This window comes from Xenorhabdus griffiniae (assembly GCF_001028135.1).
Taxonomy (GTDB): domain Bacteria; phylum Pseudomonadota; class Gammaproteobacteria; order Enterobacterales; family Enterobacteriaceae; genus Xenorhabdus; species Xenorhabdus bakwenae.
This window is the reverse complement of sequence record NZ_LDNM01000028.1, coordinates 1-17,153: the sequence shown is the minus strand read 5'-3', so window position 1 is coordinate 17,153 and position 17,153 is coordinate 1. Positions and strand designations below refer to the sequence as shown.

Below are 17,153 nucleotides of genomic sequence, written 5' to 3'. Positions count from 1 at the left end.
GTTTGCCCCTATTTCGGAAGGTAGGGGCTGTTTCACTTCGGATACGGCTTTAATGAGAAAATCACCTTTTCGCAAGCATCAAATTATTTTGGCGCTGTTTCTGGTCATTTTATTCGTTTTTCCCGCCGTCCTGTGGCTGGCAGATAAAATCTGGCCGTTGCCAATACATAACGTCAAAATGACACGAGTAGTCGTGGGGGCTGATGGATCACCGTTATGGCGTTTTGCTGACCGCGAAGGAGTCTGGCGTTACCCTGTTACATTAGATCAAGTTTCTCCTGAATACCTTCAGGCATTACTGACTTATGAAGATCGCTGGTTTTATAAGCATCCGGGCATCAACCCAATCTCTCTTTTGCGGGCAGCATGGCAAGACTTTCGTGCAGGAAAAATAGTGTCAGGGGGCAGTACTATTTCCATGCAAGTCGCCCGACTGATTGAGCCACACTCACGAACCCTTACCGGAAAATTCAAACAACTTTGGCGCACATTGCAACTGGAATGGCACTATTCAAAAGATGAAATTTTGGTGATGTACCTGAACCGTGCGCCATTTGGTGGAACATTACAGGGGGTAGGGGCGGCAAGTTGGGCTTATTTGGGGAAATCACCGTCAGAACTTTCAGCCGGAGAAGCGGCATTATTGGCTGTCTTACCACAAGCGCCCAGCCGATTACGGCCTGATCGTTACCCGGAACGGGCACAAGCCGCGCGTGACAAAGTATTGCAGCGATTGGCGCGATATCATGTTTGGTCAGAGAAGAAAGTGGCTGATATTAAGGAAGAAAATATCTGGCTGGCTCCACGTCAGATCCCTCATCTGGCGCCATTATTGGCGAGGCGAATGGCAAATGAAAATCAGGCGGAAGTGATCCAAACGACCATTGATATCGGTTTGCAACGCCAATTAGAAGATATGGTGCTTAACTGGAAATATCAGTTGGCGGGCAAAACTTCAATTGGCGTATTAGTGGTGGATCACACCGATATGTCTGTTAAAGCCTATATTGGTTCCGCCGATTTTCAGGATAACAGTCGCTTTGGGCATGTGGATATGGTCGGTGCATGGCGTTCACCCGGCTCGACACTGAAACCTTTTTTATATGCTATGGCGTTGGATGATGGATTAATTCACGCAGAGTCTTTATTGCAGGATGTTCCCCGTCGTTTTAATGATTATCGACCGGGTAATTTTGACCGTGGATTCAACGGGCCGGTGAGTGCCAGTGAGGCATTGGTAAGATCGCTCAATTTACCCGCTGTACAGCTTCTTGAAGCCTATGGTTCGAAGCGATTCACGGCTAATTTACGCAATGTAGGAATGAAATTACGTTTCCCGTTGGGCAGTGAACCCAACTTATCCCTTATCTTGGGAGGGACAGCTGCTCGAATGGACGAATTGGTCTCGGTTTACAGTGCCTTTGCCCGTCAGGGAAAAGTATCTCCACTGCGCTTTACACCGCAACAAAAAATACGGGACAGGCAATTGTTCTCTGCCGGGGCAGCCTGGATTGTCAGAAGAATTATGGCCGGTGAGGGACGTCCTCAGCCTGATGATATTCTGCCTGCCCGTGTTCCGCTGGCATGGAAAACAGGCACAAGTTATGGCTATCGGGATGCATGGGCAATTGGCCTGAACGCTCGTTATACCTTCGGGGTTTGGGTCGGCCGACCCGATGGAACGCCGGTTATTGGTCAGTCTGGGTATGCTACGGCGATACCGATCATGAACCAAATCAATAACTTATTAATGGAGAGCTTGCGTTATAGTCCAATGCACATTCCTGTTGATCCCCGCCCTGCCCGCGTCACTCAGGCAACCATTTGCTGGCCGAGTGGTACTGTCCTGCCTCAGGGCAGTAATAACTGCCGGCAACAGCGCTTAAGCTGGATTTTGGATAATACTATTCCCCCGACACTCTCCGCTATAGAGCAGGAAGGTATTTCAGGCATTAACGAGCCGATTTGGTTAGATAAGTATGGCTTGCGTGTTGCTCCTGATTGCTCGGATGCTCATCCTGAAACCATAAGCTTATGGCCAATCTCACTGGAAGCCTGGCTACCGGCTAGAGAGCGCCGGGCAAATCGGCTGCCTCTTATTAATCCACAATGTCCGCCCATAAAAACGGAGGTAGCACCATTATTGATTATTGGTGTACGGGAAGGAGAGGTGTTGAAGCGTATTCCAGGGAAAATAAGCCTGGATTTGCGGCTCACAACACAAGGAGGCAGCGGCAAGCAATGGTGGTTTTTGAATGGTGAACAAGTGGCCGTGACAGAAAATAATCAACCCTGGAGCGAGACGTTATCACAATCAGGAAAATACCAACTTAGTGTTTTAGATTTGGGGGGGCAGGTTAGCGCAATCAATTTTGTGCTGAAGTAACAGGAAAATTTATAGTCTCTGATGAAAGTAAACAAGATATGTCCCTCCAACGTCAAGATGCGTGTTACATTTCCCTGCACAGCGGGGAAATATAAGCGGAAATGTGATTTATGCTAAAAAATGATATTTTCGCTAAGAAAGTCTTAATGAAATGTTATGTTTTTTGTAGGCAAGCCGAAACTCTCCTCCTATAATCAACGCCTATTTTATCCCTGTCAGATTCAGGGTAGAGTTGCCCCTCTGGGGCATAAAAATTAAAATGAATCATCGCTGAAAGTGCCAAAGAGGTTACTCAATGACAATTGAACGTACTTTTTCCATTATTAAACCCAATGCCGTGAAGAAAGATGTTATCGGTTCTATCTATGCCCGTTTTGAAAGTGCAGGATTTAAAATCATCGCGGCCAAAATGCTACATTTAACTCGCGAACAAGCGGAAGGTTTTTATGCTGAACACAAAGGCCGTCCTTTCTTTGATGGTCTGGTGGAATTCATGACCTCTGGCCCAATAATGGTACAGGTTCTGGAAGGTGAAAATGCCGTTCAACGTCATCGCGATCTGATGGGTGCGACTAATCCTGATAATGCTTTGGCAGGTACTCTGCGTGCAGATTATGCAGACAGCTTTACTGAAAATGCCGTTCACGGTTCAGACTCGATTGAATCTGCAAACCGCGAAATTGCTTATTTTTTCAGTGATGATGAAATTTTCCCTCGCTGCTAACGTTTTTCGCTGCATGTAGCATATAAACAGTAAAGTTTGTACAATGATGCGCCCCACTGATTTGGTTCAGCGGGGCGTTTATTATTTTATTTCAATGTCCATTCAATATGGCTCTGATTAAAAGAGAGAATGATCATTGAATTGGCAGTCACCGCATGAAAACTTAATGCTGAAATCAGATCAGCATAGAGCCGAAAGTGTAACAACGAGGCGATGTAACAATGTCCCAACTTAACGAAACCGTACCACTTGCAACTTCCGCCGTATCTGTCACACCTGAAAAGAAAAACGGTAAAGTCAATTTTCTCGACCTTAACCGTAAACAAATGCGTCAATTTTTTGTCGATATGGGAGAGAAGCCTTTTCGTGCCGATCAGGTCATGAAATGGATTTACCATTATTGCTATGACGATTTTGAGCAGATGACCGATATTAACAAAGTGCTCAGGGCAAAATTGCAACAAGTTGCTGAAATCAAAGCACCCGAAGTTGCCGAAGAGCAACGCTCTGCTGATGGCACTATCAAATGGGCGATTACTGTCGGTGATCAACAGGTTGAAACGGTTTATATCCCAGAAGATGATCGCGCGACACTGTGTGTTTCATCTCAGGTGGGATGTGCTTTAGAGTGTAAATTTTGTTCTACGGCTCAACAGGGCTTTAACCGCAATCTGCGAGTTTCCGAGATTATTGGTCAGGTCTGGCGCGCCGCCAAGATTATAGGATCATTGAAATCCAGTGGTCGTCGTCCCATTACCAACGTCGTGATGATGGGAATGGGAGAACCACTGCTTAATTTGAATAATGTCGTGCCAGCAATGGAAATTATGATGGATGACTTCGGCTTCGGTCTGTCGAAACGTCGTGTGACATTGTCAACGTCTGGTGTTGTCCCTGCACTGGATAAACTGGGGGATATGATCGATGTTGCACTGGCCATTTCTTTGCATGCACCCACTGATGATATTCGTGACGAAATTGTGCCTATTAACCGTAAGTACAATATTGAAGAGTTTCTGGCAGGAGTACGTCGTTACCTGACAAGATCCAATGCTAATCAGGGGCGGGTTACGGTGGAGTATGTGATGCTTGATCATGTCAACGACAGCGTTGAGCAGGCCCATCAGTTGGCCGAATGCCTGAAAGATACTCCCAGCAAGATCAACCTGATCCCGTGGAACCCGTTCCCGGGGGCACCTTATGGACGCAGCTCAAACAGCCGCATCGATCGTTTTGCTAAAGTCCTGATGGGATACGGTTTTACAACCATCGTGCGTAAAACGAGGGGAGATGATATTGATGCAGCATGTGGGCAGCTTGCCGGTGATGTCATTGACAGAACCAAGCGAACCATGAAAAAACGTCTTGCAGGTGAACCTATTCAGGTAAAAACAGTCTAATTTTTTGTTTAATATCGATTAATGGCCGAAAATTTGGCAAATTTTAACATATCCTTATAAATGAAGATGGTATGATACGGAAATCAATAATTTGGTCTATAGTTTGTTTTGGCCTGTTAACGGGGTGTGTGGAACAATCAACGCATCGCGCTCATCAGGTTGTTGCCATAGATACACGATTGCAGCTAGGGAAAGCTTATTTGACGGAACGAAATTTATCGGCCGCTAAATATCATTTTCAAAAAATTCTGCTGGCGGAACCTCATCATTCAGAGGCACATTTAGGCATGGCACGGCATGAACAATATGCAGGTCGCCCGGAAACCGCCAGTCAGCATTATAGAATGGCTATGCAGTATGCGGCTGAAAGTGATACCGTAGTACATCACTACCATATTTTTCTTTGTGAGCAAAAGCAGTATGAAAAGGCTGAACAGTTGATCATGAAAAGTATGAAAAGTAACACAGGCCATTATCGCTGTGATAAATGATTTTCTGTGTCCAACGCAGTATTTAGATGATTTCGCTACACAAATTAAATGATATGTTCTGTTCATTTAATTTGTGTAAATTCTTTAACCCAGAACAGTACCAGTATCCCTTGCTAATGAAGACTGAAACTTATCCAGAAGAAGCCAATCTGACAACAGGTCAGATTTTGCGTCAGGCTCGTGAAAAACATGAGCTTTCTCAGCAAACTGTGGCAGATCGCTTGTGTCTTAAACTGTCCACTGTTCGTGATATTGAAGAAGATAATATCTCGTCAAATATTTCACCAACATTCCTTCGTGGATATATTCGCGCCTATGCAAAATTGGTTCAGGTGCCTGAAACTGAAATCTTGAGTACCCTGGATAAACAGATACCTTCCAGGGACATAAAAACGGCCCCCATGCAAAGTTTTTCAGCGGGGAAAAAACGCAAGAAACGCGACGGTTGGTTAATGAAAATAACATGGGCTGTTATTGTTGTGTTGTTGGGAATGACATTCCTGTGGTGGTGGCAGAACTATAAAGTACAACAAACAGAACTGTCTTCAATGTCCACACAATCAAATGCCCAGAATAATCAGGTAACAGGTTCTGAAACTAATGCTCAATCTGATGTTTTCCAGGAAAAAACATTGTTGGCAGAGGCAAATGGCACAGAAGTAAACAGCAATGCTCCCATATCTTCCAGTGCGCCGGTATCCACAGCAACCAATCAGCCTGCAACCAATGCAATACCAGAAAATACGGCTACTGCTGCCAATGCAGAGATAAATAGTGCTGTTGTGAGTCCCTCATCGACTGATGTAAATAGTATCAGCACGGCGAACAACGGTGAATTAGTGATAGATTTCAGCGGTGAATGTTGGCTAGCAGTCGAAGATGCTAAAGGTAAAGTGTTGTTTAGTGGCATAAAAAAGAAAGGGGATAGCCTGAAACTTTCCGGTAATTTACCTTATTTGGTGAATATTGGCGCCCCCGCTAAGGTTAAGGTTCAGTTTCAGGGAAAACCCGTGGATCTAAGTTCCTTCGTGAAGAAAGGCGTCACGGCTAAACTGACTCTGAAATAAATGCCTTAACTGTTTTGGCCAAATTATTCACCACAGCATAGTTGTCATTCTTATAAACAAAAATACAGGGATGTAGGGGAGTAATGTAAAAATGCATATTGAATCACCGATAAAAAGACGTCAGTCTACACGGATTTATGTCGGTAATGTGCCTATCGGGAATGGCGCACCGATTGCAGTGCAATCAATGACTAACACACGAACAACTGATGTTGAAGCAACAGTCAATCAAATTAACGCGTTAGAGCGTGTAGGTGTTGATATCGTTCGGGTGTCTGTTCCAACAATGGATGCAGCCGAAGCGTTCAAGTCCATCAAACAGCAAGTCAATGTCCCTCTTGTTGCCGATATTCATTTCGATTACCGCATAGCCCTGAAAGTTGCGGAATATGGTGTTGACTGTCTGCGCATCAATCCTGGCAATATTGGTAATGAAGATCGTATTCGTCAGGTTGTGGATTGCGCCCGCCACAATAATATTCCAATTCGCATTGGGGTTAATGGTGGATCACTGGAAAAAGATCTACAGGAAAAATATGGTGAACCCACACCAGAAGCGTTGGTTGAATCGGCAATGCGTCATGTGGATATTCTTGATCGCCTGAACTTCGACCAATTTAAAGTGAGCGTTAAGGCCTCTGACGTTTTTCTGGCGGTTGGGGCATACCGTTTACTGGCACAAAAAATTGATCAACCGCTGCATTTGGGTATTACGGAAGCAGGTGGAGCCCGTGCGGGTGCGGTGAAATCTTCAATTGGCCTTGGTATTTTGTTGTCAGAAGGAATTGGCGATACACTGCGTATTTCGTTGGCCGCAGATCCCGTGGAAGAAGTTAAAGTCGGTTTTGATATTCTGAAAGCATTGCGTATTCGTTCACGGGGGATTAATTTCATTGCCTGTCCAACGTGTTCACGCCAGGAATTTGACGTTATCGGTACGGTTAATGCCCTTGAGCAGCGTCTTGAAGACTTAGTCACCCCGATGGATGTTTCTATCATTGGCTGTGTCGTGAATGGTCCGGGAGAAGCAGAAGTTTCAACGCTTGGCGTAACGGGGGCGAAAACAAAAAGCGGCTTTTATGAAGATGGCATTCGTCAAAAAGAGCGTTTTGACAATAACAACTTGATTGATCAACTTGAGGCGAAAATTCGGGCGAAGGCCGCTATCCTCGATGTTAAGAACCGAATCGGCATCACTCAGCTTGATGAGTAGTTTATTGGGGATATAAGCATATAGATTTGCTTGCAGATTGAACCTTGCAAGTATTCGCTTTTATAATCGTTGGCATTGTATAAATATTAATAAGAGATAAAACGTGACAAAAAATATCCCAGCTATTCGTGGCATGAATGACTGCCTTCCTGCTGAAACGGCCATCTGGCAACGAGTTGAATCTACGATGAAGCGTGTGCTGTCAGGTTACGGTTTCAGCGAAATTCGGACACCGATTGTAGAGCAGACCCCGTTATTCAAACGTGCAATTGGGGAAGTCACTGATGTGGTCGAAAAAGAGATGTATACCTTTGATGATCGCAATGGTGAAAGTTTGACCCTGCGCCCAGAAAATACCGCAGGATGTGTCCGTGCCGGTATTCAGCATGGTCTGCTGTACAATCAGGAACAGCGCTTATGGTATATCGGGCCGATGTTCCGTTATGAGCGCCCCCAAAAAGGCCGTTACCGTCAATTCCATCAGTTAGGGGCTGAAGTGTTTGGCTTACAAGGGCCAGATATTGATGCTGAACTTATTTTAATGACAGCACGTTGGTGGCGCGAGCTTGGCATTGCTGATCACGTTACACTTGAATTGAACTCAATTGGTTCATTAGAAGCCCGTGCCAATTATCGTGAGGCGCTGGTGGCATACCTTGAACAGCATAAAGAGAAACTGGACGAAGATTGTCAACGCCGCATGTATACCAACCCATTGCGTGTATTGGACTCTAAAAACCCTGAAATTCAGCAGCTTCTGAATGATGCACCGGAGCTGTTTGATTATCTTGATAGCGAGTCAAAAGAGCACTTTGATGGACTGTGTCAGCTACTGGATAGTGCAGGGATCAAATACCGCATCAACCAGCGTCTGGTTCGCGGCCTTGATTACTACAACCGTACTGTTTTTGAATGGGTGACATCGGCGTTGGGGGCACAGGGAACCGTCTGTGCGGGTGGTCGTTACGATGGCTTGGTTGAACAATTGGGCGGTAAGGCAACACCCGCAGTTGGTTTTGCCATGGGCCTGGAACGTATGGTCCTGTTGGTGCAGGAAGTCAATCCTGACTTTGTTGCTGATTTGGCTGTTGCCGATGTCTATTTCTCTTCCTTTGGTGAAGGTAGCCAGCAAGCGGCATTAATATTGGCCGAAAAAATCCGTGATCAATTGCCAGAATTACGTCTGATGACCAATCATGGCGGTGGTAACTTTAAGAAACAGCTGACGCGTGCGAGTAAGCACGGTGCCAAAGTTGCCTTGATCCTGGGAGAAGATGAAATTCAGGCAGGCAATATTACAGTGAAAAATTTACGCAACGGTGAACAAGAAACGTTGTCACAACAAGCGGTCGCAGCGCGTTTGAGCGAACTGTTAGGCTAAGGAGAGAAACTCTAGTGCAAGTCTATACCACAGAAACTGAACAAGTTGACGCGATCAAGCGTTTTTTCGCTATTAACGGTAAATACCTTGCTGTTGGTCTGGTGCTAGGTGTTGGTGTTTTGTTGGGTTGGCGTTACTGGCAGTCTCATCAAACCAACCAATTGTATAATACGGCCGCAGTATTTGAAGAGTTGAACAAATCACTGGCGTCGGGGTCGAAAGAAAATGTTATTGCCGTAGAAAAGTTCGCTAATGAGACAGACAATGTCTACGGTGTTATGGCTGATCTGGAACTGGCAAAACAGGCTATTGCTCAGAATGATCTGGCTCAGGCAGAGAAAAATTTGCGAGCGGCATCCGGTAAAGCCAAAGATGGAAACATGCAGGCATTGTCTAACCTTCGTCTGGCTCGGGTTCAATTAGCGGAAGATAAAACAGATGTTGCATTGAAAACGCTGGATTTGGTCAAAGGCAAAGGCTGGCAGGTTATGGTTGAGGATATTCGTGGGGATATTCTGGCTAAAAAAGGGGATATTGCTGGTGCACGTGCAGCCTATTCCACAGGGCTTGGACTTGATGGCCCGCAGGTAATTAAGGATTTTATGAAAATCAAACTTAATAATTTATCCAACTAAGGGAGCCAACTTCATAATGCAGCTGCGAAAAACACTCTTGGTTGGGCTGGTTGCTTCTGTTCTGCTAGCAGGTTGTTCAAGTGAACAGGATACGGTAACAATGTCACCGTTACCGAAGGTTGAAAATCAATTCAAACCTCGTATCGTTTGGGATAAGTCCGTTGGGAGTGGTACGGGGAAGTATTACTCTCATTTATCACCAACCTGGCAGGGTTCAACCGCTTACGTTGCTGACCGTCATGGTGTTGTCAAAGCATTTGATATAGACAGCGGCAAAGAGATATGGGCAACGGATTTGTCAGAAAAAGCAGGTTTATTGTCATCCCGTTTGCCAGCGCTGCTTTCTGGTGGTTTGACTGTATCCGGTGATCGTCTGTATGTCGGAACAGAACAAGCAAAAGTCATCGCGCTGGATACAACGAACGGTAAGGTTGAATGGGAATCGACGGTTGCTGGCGAAGCGTTGTCCCGTCCTGTAGTGAGTGATGGTTTTGTCTTGATTCATACCGGCAATGGTATGTTGCAGGCATTAAACGAAACCGATGGTAGTATTGCCTGGTCAGTTAATATGGAGACACCTTCGTTGTCCGTTCGTGGTGAATCCGCTCCTGCCGTAGCCTATGGTGCAGCGATTGTAGGTGGTGACAATGGCCGTATTAGTGCGGTGCTGTTGTCTGAGGGGCAACTAATTTGGCAACAGCGTATTTCTCAGGTAACAGGTTCTACCGAAATAGATCGCCTGAATGATGTCGATATGAGTCCGGTCATTTCTGACAATGTTATTTATGCGATTGCTTATAACGGCAATTTGGTGGCAATGGATATGCGTTCAGGCCAGATCATCTGGAAACGTGATCTGGGATCGGTGCATGATATGGTGGTCACTGACAGCAATATTTTCATTGTTGATCAAGATGACCGTATCTTGTCCCTGCGCAAGAGTGATGGTGTGACACTATGGTCGCAAAATGATCTCATGCACCGTAACCTGACGGCACCGGAAATGTACAATGGCTATCTGGTTGTTGGTGATGCTGAAGGTTACTTGCATTGGTTGAATATGGCTGATGGCAAATTTGTAGCGCAGAATAAGGTTGATAGTTCCGGCCTGTTGAGTCGTCCGGTTGTTGCCAGCGATAAACTGATGCTACAAGCGAAGGACGGGACAGTTTATCTGTATACCCGCTAACTTCGTGCGTGTTTAAATAACACGGAATTATACGGCTCCTGGACAATAACAGGGGCCGTTTCGTCTTTTTAGACTCTTTGTATCTTGCTGTGGTGAACAATATTGAGACGTCACTTTCAGCAGGATATCGATTTAAATCTAGTCATGAGGCATCAAGAAAATGATACCTGTCGTTGCGCTGGTTGGGCGCCCCAATGTTGGAAAATCCACCTTATTTAACCGATTAACCCGAACCAGAGATGCGCTGGTAGCGGATTTCCCTGGCTTAACCCGTGATCGTAAATATGGACGGGCAGAGGTTGAAGGGCAAGAATTCATCATCATTGATACGGGCGGTATCGATGGTATGGAAGAGGGAGTAGAAACGCATATGGCTACGCAATCCCTGATGGCCATAGAAGAGGCGGACATTGTTCTATTTATGGTTGATGCCAGATCGGGATTGATGCCTGCTGATCATGCGATTGCCAAGCATTTGCGTAGCCGTGAAAAAGCAACTTTTCTGGTGGCGAATAAAACCGATGGTATCGATATTGATATCTCGGTAGCTGAGTTTTATTCACTCGGTTTAGGGGATGTTTATTCCATCGCGGCTTCTCACGGCCGGGGGGTAACACAACTGATTGAACGTGTGTTGTTGCCGTTTTCTGACAAAGAAGAAACAGAAGAAGACGTTGAATTAACGGAAGAAGAAGCAAACGCAGCTTATTGGGCCGAAATGGAGCAAGCCGAATTGGAGGCTTCTGCTGAACAGGAAAAAGAGGAGGAGGCATTTGATCCCACAACCTTGCCTCTGAAACTTGCGATTGTTGGCCGCCCTAATGTGGGTAAATCCACATTAACCAACCGTATCCTCGGTGAAGAGCGTGTTGTCGTTTATGATTTGCCAGGTACGACCCGTGACAGCATTTATATTCCCATGGAGCGTGATGGCCGTGAATATATTCTGATTGATACAGCGGGCGTTCGTAAGCGTGGAAAAGTCACTGAAACAGTTGAAAAATTCTCTGTGATTAAAACGCTCCAGGCGATTGAAGATGCCAATGTTGTATTACTGGTAGTGGATGCCCGTGAAGGCATTTCTGATCAAGATCTTTCTCTGCTTGGTTTTATTCTTAACAGTGGTCGTTCTCTGGTTATCGCCATCAACAAATGGGATGGTATGAGTCAGGAAGACAAAGATCATGTCAAAGATATGCTTGAGCTGCGTTTGGGTTTTGTTGATTTTGCCCGTCTTCACTTTATTTCCGCGCTACATGGTAGTGGTGTCGGGAATTTATTTGAATCAATTCAGGAAGCCTATGAAAGTGCAACCCGCCGCGTTAGTACTTCCTTATTGACTCGTATAATGCGCATGGCAGAAGATGATCACCAGCCGCCAATGATCCGTGGTCGTAGGGTGAAAATGAAATATGCCCATGCGGGTGGCCATAACCCACCTATCGTGGTTATCCACGGTAATCAAGTAACAAATTTACCTGATTCCTATAAGCGTTATTTGATGAATTATTTCCGTCGTTCTTTGAAAGTGATGGGAACACCTATCCGCATCCAATTTAAAGAAGGGGCTAACCCTTATGCGGATAAGAAAAATACATTAACAGCAACTCAGCTCCGTAAACGTAAACGTTTAATGGAACATATGAAAAAACGGTAATTGTTTAAAAATATTAATATAAATAAAGGGCTATTCCTAGCCCTTTATTATTCCTGTATTTAAAGCATAGTTTAGCCATTATTAAACAGAGCAGATAGAAATAATTTTAAGAATTAAGCTAATTAGCTTTAAAATATTTCAAGTTTATCAATGAACCTACTGTATATTTAATTTTATTAATTTCGGTATTTCTTTTTTGTTATATAAAAAATCATGAAAATCAGAGGGTAACGTTAATTTCCTGATAATTAATAGCTATCTTCTGGTTCAGGATTTTTTCTGTTTTTATACAATAAAGGATCATCCTCAGAGTTTAAGGCCTCTTCTTTGGTTGATTGCTTCATGAGTTTATTGACATGATCTAATGTGTTCAAAACATACTCTTTGTCATTAGCATTACAGGTTTTTGCAAGATACTCCAATAAATAAGGGGGGATTATATTTTGTTTTATTGCTTTATTATTACTCATGATAATGCCTTATTTTGTATCTATGTTATGTTATGTTATGTTATGTTATGTTATGTTATGTTATGTTATGTTATGTTATGTTTATGTTATGGTGTTGGTGTATATTTGGCCGAATATGAATAGTAGCCAAACTAACCATGTTAGTCACTACTAAAAATGTAAATTTTTTTATGATATGGCATGGCGGGATAAGATGATTAGCTTAATTAAATTAAGGATAAATATATAAACGTAATCAAGACCTTCCCTGGTCTTGAATGATGAGAGAGGTATTACAATTTTTAGAGTAAAGTTCCGACTTGTTTCCATGAATGAGTCACAATATCTGAAATTTCCTTGCCAAATAATGTGTCAGCATTGTCAACGGTTAGCTGTGCAAAATCATTAAAACTGGCTTTATGGGATAATCGTTTATCTAATAATGTGTGATACCAAATTTTTCCAGCTTGCTCCCAAGAATACCCTCCCAACGCTGTTGCCAATAAATAGAATGCCTTATTAGGAATACCAGAATACTTGTGGACACCGCCGTTATCATCTCTGACGGATAAATCCTGATATTGATCCATATGACCAACTTGATTATCTTTCGGATTTGCTGTTCCAGGATTTTTGAATGAGCGCAAGGCAACATTAGGGTCATTGTCCTGATTAAGTGCCGGGCCAAATATTCCCTGACCTATCAACCAATCAGATTCATTAACCTTTTGGTTGTTTGCATACTGTTTTACCATAATACCGAATACATCTGAGATAGATTCATTTAATGCACCCGATTGATAGGCATAATCAAGGTTTGCTTCACTTTCAGTGACTCCGTGAGTGAGTTCATGCGCAGTAATATCAATGCAGGAGGTGAAACAGTTAAAATAAGGGGCATAACCATCACCGAAGACCATTTGATTATTATCCCAAAATGCATTCATATAGTGTTTTTGATAATGCACAGTAGCAACTAATTTAAGCCCCTTGTTATCTATAGAATTACGGCCAAAAATTTCCTTGTAAAACTCATATGTTTTACCAAGATAATTATAAGCCTCGGTGGCTACAATATCATCAATTACAGTCATGCCTTCGCATAAAATTAATTTATGTCCTGGATATTTATCATTATATTCAGCATTGTAAATAGTTCTATTTAATTTATTGTCAAAACCTGGCCGATATCCATGAATTAATATATCCATTTCATCAGGATTATTCATTAGATTGTAAACATGATCTAATGTTTTTAATATATATGCTTTATCTGTTTGGCCACAAATTTTAACAACGTATTCCAATAAATATGGTGGGATGATGCCAGATTTATTTAATTTACCTTGATGATTCCGCATAATGATACCCCCGGCTTTTAGGTGTTGTGCATATTTTATCTCTAGGGACTTTAATTAATTATTAATCTAAATGATAATATTTTCTACTAATGGGAGGTGTTTTTGTTGGGATCTGAAATATTAATTTATAAACATAATAAAGGGTTGTGATTAACCCTTTATTATTTATTTTAGGATTATCTTAATGCTACTGCATAAAATATGAATTGGTATTTTGTTAATGGTAATTTCATTTATCTTCGGAAAGTGGAACACCAACTTCTTTCCAACCATGACTAACAATATCTGACGTTTTCTTGCTGAATAATTTTTCAGCATTATCAATCGTCAGTCTGGCAAAATCTTCAAAATCTGCATCTGAAGATAGACGTTTGTCCAGTAACGTTTCATACCAAATTTTTCCTGCTTTTTCCCAGGCGTAGCCTCCCAACGCCATCGCCACTAAATAAAATGCCCTGTTAGGAATGCCTGAATGTATGTGAACGCCGCCATTATCAATGATGAAGGGAAGGTCTTCATATAGATCCATATGACCTACTTGCTTATCGCCGGAAAATGCGCTTCCGGGGTTAATAAAGGTGCGTAAGCCAACCTCGGATTTATTTTCTGGATTAAATTTTAGCCCCAGTAGACCCTGGCCCAATAGCCAATTGGATTCATCGACTTTTTGGTTATTAACATATTGTTTTACCATAATACCAAATACGTCTGAGATAGATTCATTAAGTGCACCAGACTGATAGATATAATCCAGTCCCGCTTCGCTTTCGATAACACCGTGGGTTAACTCATGAGCGATAATATCAATGGCAGAGGTAAAACGATTGAAGTATTTTCCATCACCATCACCAAATATCATTTGTTTTCTGGTCCAGAATGCATTCAGATAATTTTTTCCATAATGTACGGTAGCAACTAACTTGATTCCTTTGTTATCAAGAGAATTACGCCCGAAAATTTTTTTATAGAATTCATGAGTCTTACCAATATACTCATAAGCCTCATTAACTGAATCATCTGAACTCTCTGGCATACCTTCACTGCGAGATAACTCTTCCCCTGGGAATTCCTCTTTATTTTTAGCGTCATAGATAGTGCGATGCGGTTTATCGTTCACCTCTTTTTTAGTTTCTTGTTTATTCTGTTGAGAAATAATTTCTTCAGCAGGCGTACTCATCAATTGATAAACATGATCTAATGTCTTTAATACATATTGATTAGTATATGTATCACAATCATCAGAGATATTTTCCAGAACAAATGGAGGGATTAAGCTGTATATGTTGGTTTGATTATTGCTCATCATAATACCCTATTTTGTTGTTAGATGTTGTATTCGTTTTTTTCGGGCCCGGATTGAATACTAGCTGTAATGAATAGGCGAGTCATTAGTGTAAGTATTGACTTTTTATGGCAGGGTATTGTTAATGAAAAATAATAAATATTTTTATCAGAATTATGACAAATAACCCATCTGTTTTAGGTTGATTTTTTATAAATAAGGAATAAAACAGGAATAAAGAAATTGTCTTGTATTCCTGTTTTGAATTGTCATACCCAATCTTTTTTTATCAGAAATGAAGTATATAATTCAGATTCAGGAGAGTCTTTTTCTGGAGAGTAGCCATATTCCCAACGCACTAATGGAGGCATAGACATTAATATGGATTCAGTTCTTCCACCGCTTTGCAGGCCAAAAAGCGTTCCCCTGTCCCAAACAAGATTGAATTCAACATAGCGGCTTCGACGATATAATTGGAATTGTCTTTCATGCTCACCCCAGGTTAAATTTTTTCTTTTTTCTACAATAGGTAAATAGGCAGATAGGAATCCATTTCCGACAGCTTGCGTGAAATTAAAGCAGGTATCAAAATCAGGCGTATTCAGGTCGTCATAAAACAAACCACCAATGCCACGTGGTTCATTACGGTGTTTAATAAAAAAGTAATCATCACACCATTTTTTATATCTGGGATAAATATCATCGCCAAACGGTTGACATAAATTTCTGGCAACGGTGTGCCAATGAATAGCATCTTCTTCGAAACCATAATAAGGCGTAAGATCAAAGCCACCGCCAAACCACCATACAGGAGGCTCACCCTCTTTTTCAGCCATAAAGAAACGGACATTGGCATGGCTGGTTGGGACATAGGGATTAAGTGGGTGAATAACAAGAGAAACGCCCATTGCTTGGTAACTGCGCCCTGCTAACTCAGGACGATGAGCCGTAGCAGAAGCGGGCATTGAAGCACCAGAAATATGTGAAAAATTCACCCCGGCTTTTTCAAAAACCTTACCTTCCGTCAACACACGGCTTCTTCCACCACCACCTGCTTCTCGTTGCCAGCAATCCTCCATGAAGGTTGATTGACCATCAAGTTGCTCTAGCTGCTTGCAGAGGTGCTCCTGTAATGAGAGGAAAAAATTCTTAACTTGATATAAATTAGGTGTATTCATTTCTGCTTTCATTTTGGTTAGTTTACGAAGTTCCGCAGTATACCTGCTAGTATCAGTAAACGCATTTTCAGATTGATTCCAAAATAAAAGCAGTGATAATTAACATTGATTCAACTGCTTATTAAATAGGCTGACTAACTATGGAAATTCGGGTATTTCGGCAAGACGATTTTGAAGCCGTTATCACACTTTGGGAACGTTGTGATTTGATTAACTCTGGTGATGATCCAGAAATAGATATTGAGCGCAAACTCACCCATGACGCTGATTTATTTCTGGTTGCTGAAGTTGCGGGAGAAGTGGTTGGTACAGTGATGGGCGGTTATGATGGACACCGTGGTCATGCCTATTATCTGGGAGTCCATCCTGAATTCAGGGGCAGAGGGATCGCCAATGCATTGATCTCCCGCCTGGAAAAAAAATTATTGGCCAGAGGTTGCCCTGGTATTTTGATTGTGGTTCCAGAAGAAAATGATGCAACAATCTGCATGTGTGAAAAAATGGAATATGATTATTTGGGCCAAGAAAATGTCATGTTTAGCAAACGATTGATTATTGATTAAATGGATCGTGATATAAATATACACGCTAATGAAATGGCTGAATAGAAGCATACTATTTATACCAATCCAACTTCAAGATACGTGTTATATTTCCCCGCGCAGCGGGGAGGTATACAGGGCAACCGCATGAATGATCAAATAACATTCAGGTTAGAAAATCCTGCTTGTAATACCTGT

Annotated in this window: 15 protein-coding genes; 11 read left to right on the top strand and 4 right to left on the bottom strand. The window is 42.5% G+C overall.

All coding sequences use genetic code 11. The features are described 5' to 3' along the window. The first annotated feature begins 52 nt into the window (after positions 1-52). The 10 genes from pbpC to der all read left to right on the top strand — a co-directional run bounded on the left by pbpC (position 53) and on the right by der (position 12,143). Positions 53-2,386 (top strand): peptidoglycan glycosyltransferase PbpC, encoded by a 2,334-nt coding sequence (gene pbpC / locus AAY47_RS07520; protein WP_047768453.1) that lies wholly within the window; start codon positions 53-55, stop codon positions 2,384-2,386. A 295-nt stretch (positions 2,387-2,681) separates the two neighbouring features. Beyond that, the gene (ndk, locus tag AAY47_RS07515; protein ID WP_047768450.1) at positions 2,682-3,110 is read left to right on the top strand and encodes a nucleoside-diphosphate kinase; all 429 of its coding nucleotides are present in this window, start codon (positions 2,682-2,684) and stop codon (positions 3,108-3,110) included. Between the two features lie 221 nt (positions 3,111-3,331). Further along, positions 3,332-4,510: a bifunctional tRNA (adenosine(37)-C2)-methyltransferase TrmG/ribosomal RNA large subunit methyltransferase RlmN gene (locus AAY47_RS07510; protein WP_047768448.1), complete on the top strand. Its 1,179-nt coding sequence runs from the start codon at positions 3,332-3,334 to the stop codon at positions 4,508-4,510. 128 nt (positions 4,511-4,638) lie between these two features. Further along, positions 4,639-5,001, top strand: a complete 363-nt coding sequence (locus AAY47_RS07505; protein ID WP_235428314.1) for a fimbrial assembly protein — start codon at positions 4,639-4,641, stop codon at positions 4,999-5,001. A gap of 116 nt (positions 5,002-5,117) precedes the next feature. Continuing rightward, a complete protein-coding gene (gene rodZ, locus AAY47_RS07500) occupies positions 5,118-6,068 on the top strand; it encodes a cytoskeleton protein RodZ (RefSeq protein WP_047768526.1) in 951 nt (316 codons plus the stop codon). A gap of 91 nt (positions 6,069-6,159) precedes the next feature. Then, positions 6,160-7,281 carry a flavodoxin-dependent (E)-4-hydroxy-3-methylbut-2-enyl-diphosphate synthase gene (ispG, locus tag AAY47_RS07495; protein WP_047768443.1) on the top strand — a complete coding sequence of 374 codons (1,122 nt, stop codon included), beginning with the start codon at positions 6,160-6,162 and terminating at the stop codon, positions 7,279-7,281. 103 nt (positions 7,282-7,384) lie between these two features. Beyond that, positions 7,385-8,662: a histidine--tRNA ligase gene (gene hisS / locus AAY47_RS07490; RefSeq protein ID WP_047768441.1), complete on the top strand. Its 1,278-nt coding sequence runs from the start codon at positions 7,385-7,387 to the stop codon at positions 8,660-8,662. Between the two features lie 14 nt (positions 8,663-8,676). Further along, complete coding sequence (locus tag AAY47_RS07485) at positions 8,677-9,297, top strand: YfgM family protein (RefSeq protein ID WP_047768439.1); 621 nt, start codon at positions 8,677-8,679, stop codon at positions 9,295-9,297. Between the two features lie 16 nt (positions 9,298-9,313). Then, entirely contained in the window at positions 9,314-10,486 is a 1,173-nt protein-coding gene (gene bamB / locus AAY47_RS07480) for an outer membrane protein assembly factor BamB (RefSeq protein ID WP_047768437.1), read from the top strand. A gap of 160 nt (positions 10,487-10,646) precedes the next feature. Then, positions 10,647-12,143 (top strand): ribosome biogenesis GTPase Der, encoded by a 1,497-nt coding sequence (gene der / locus AAY47_RS07475; protein ID WP_047768436.1) that lies wholly within the window; start codon positions 10,647-10,649, stop codon positions 12,141-12,143. Between the two features lie 248 nt (positions 12,144-12,391). Here der and AAY47_RS07470 read toward each other — a convergent pair whose 3' ends face one another. The 4 genes from AAY47_RS07470 to hemF all read right to left on the bottom strand — a co-directional run bounded on the left by AAY47_RS07470 (position 12,392) and on the right by hemF (position 16,413). Continuing rightward, positions 12,392-12,613, bottom strand: coding sequence for a protealysin propeptide domain-containing protein (locus AAY47_RS07470; protein WP_047768433.1), 222 nt, complete (start codon positions 12,611-12,613; stop codon positions 12,392-12,394). Positions 12,614-12,894: 281 nt separating this feature from the next. Next, a complete protein-coding gene (locus AAY47_RS07465) occupies positions 12,895-13,953 on the bottom strand; it encodes a M4 family metallopeptidase (protein WP_047768431.1) in 1,059 nt (352 codons plus the stop codon). Positions 13,954-14,182: 229 nt separating this feature from the next. Next, a complete protein-coding gene (locus AAY47_RS07460; RefSeq protein WP_047768429.1) occupies positions 14,183-15,256 on the bottom strand; it encodes a M4 family metallopeptidase in 1,074 nt (357 codons plus the stop codon). A 248-nt stretch (positions 15,257-15,504) separates the two neighbouring features. Then, on the bottom strand, positions 15,505-16,413 hold the full coding sequence (gene hemF, locus AAY47_RS07455; RefSeq protein WP_047768524.1) for an oxygen-dependent coproporphyrinogen oxidase: 909 nt from the start codon (positions 16,411-16,413) through the stop codon (positions 15,505-15,507). Positions 16,414-16,553: 140 nt separating this feature from the next. Here hemF and AAY47_RS07450 point away from each other — a divergent pair, with 140 nt between their 5' ends. After that, on the top strand, positions 16,554-16,976 hold the full coding sequence (locus AAY47_RS07450) for a GNAT family acetyltransferase (RefSeq protein WP_047768426.1): 423 nt from the start codon (positions 16,554-16,556) through the stop codon (positions 16,974-16,976). Positions 16,977-17,153: the final 177 nt, after the last annotated feature.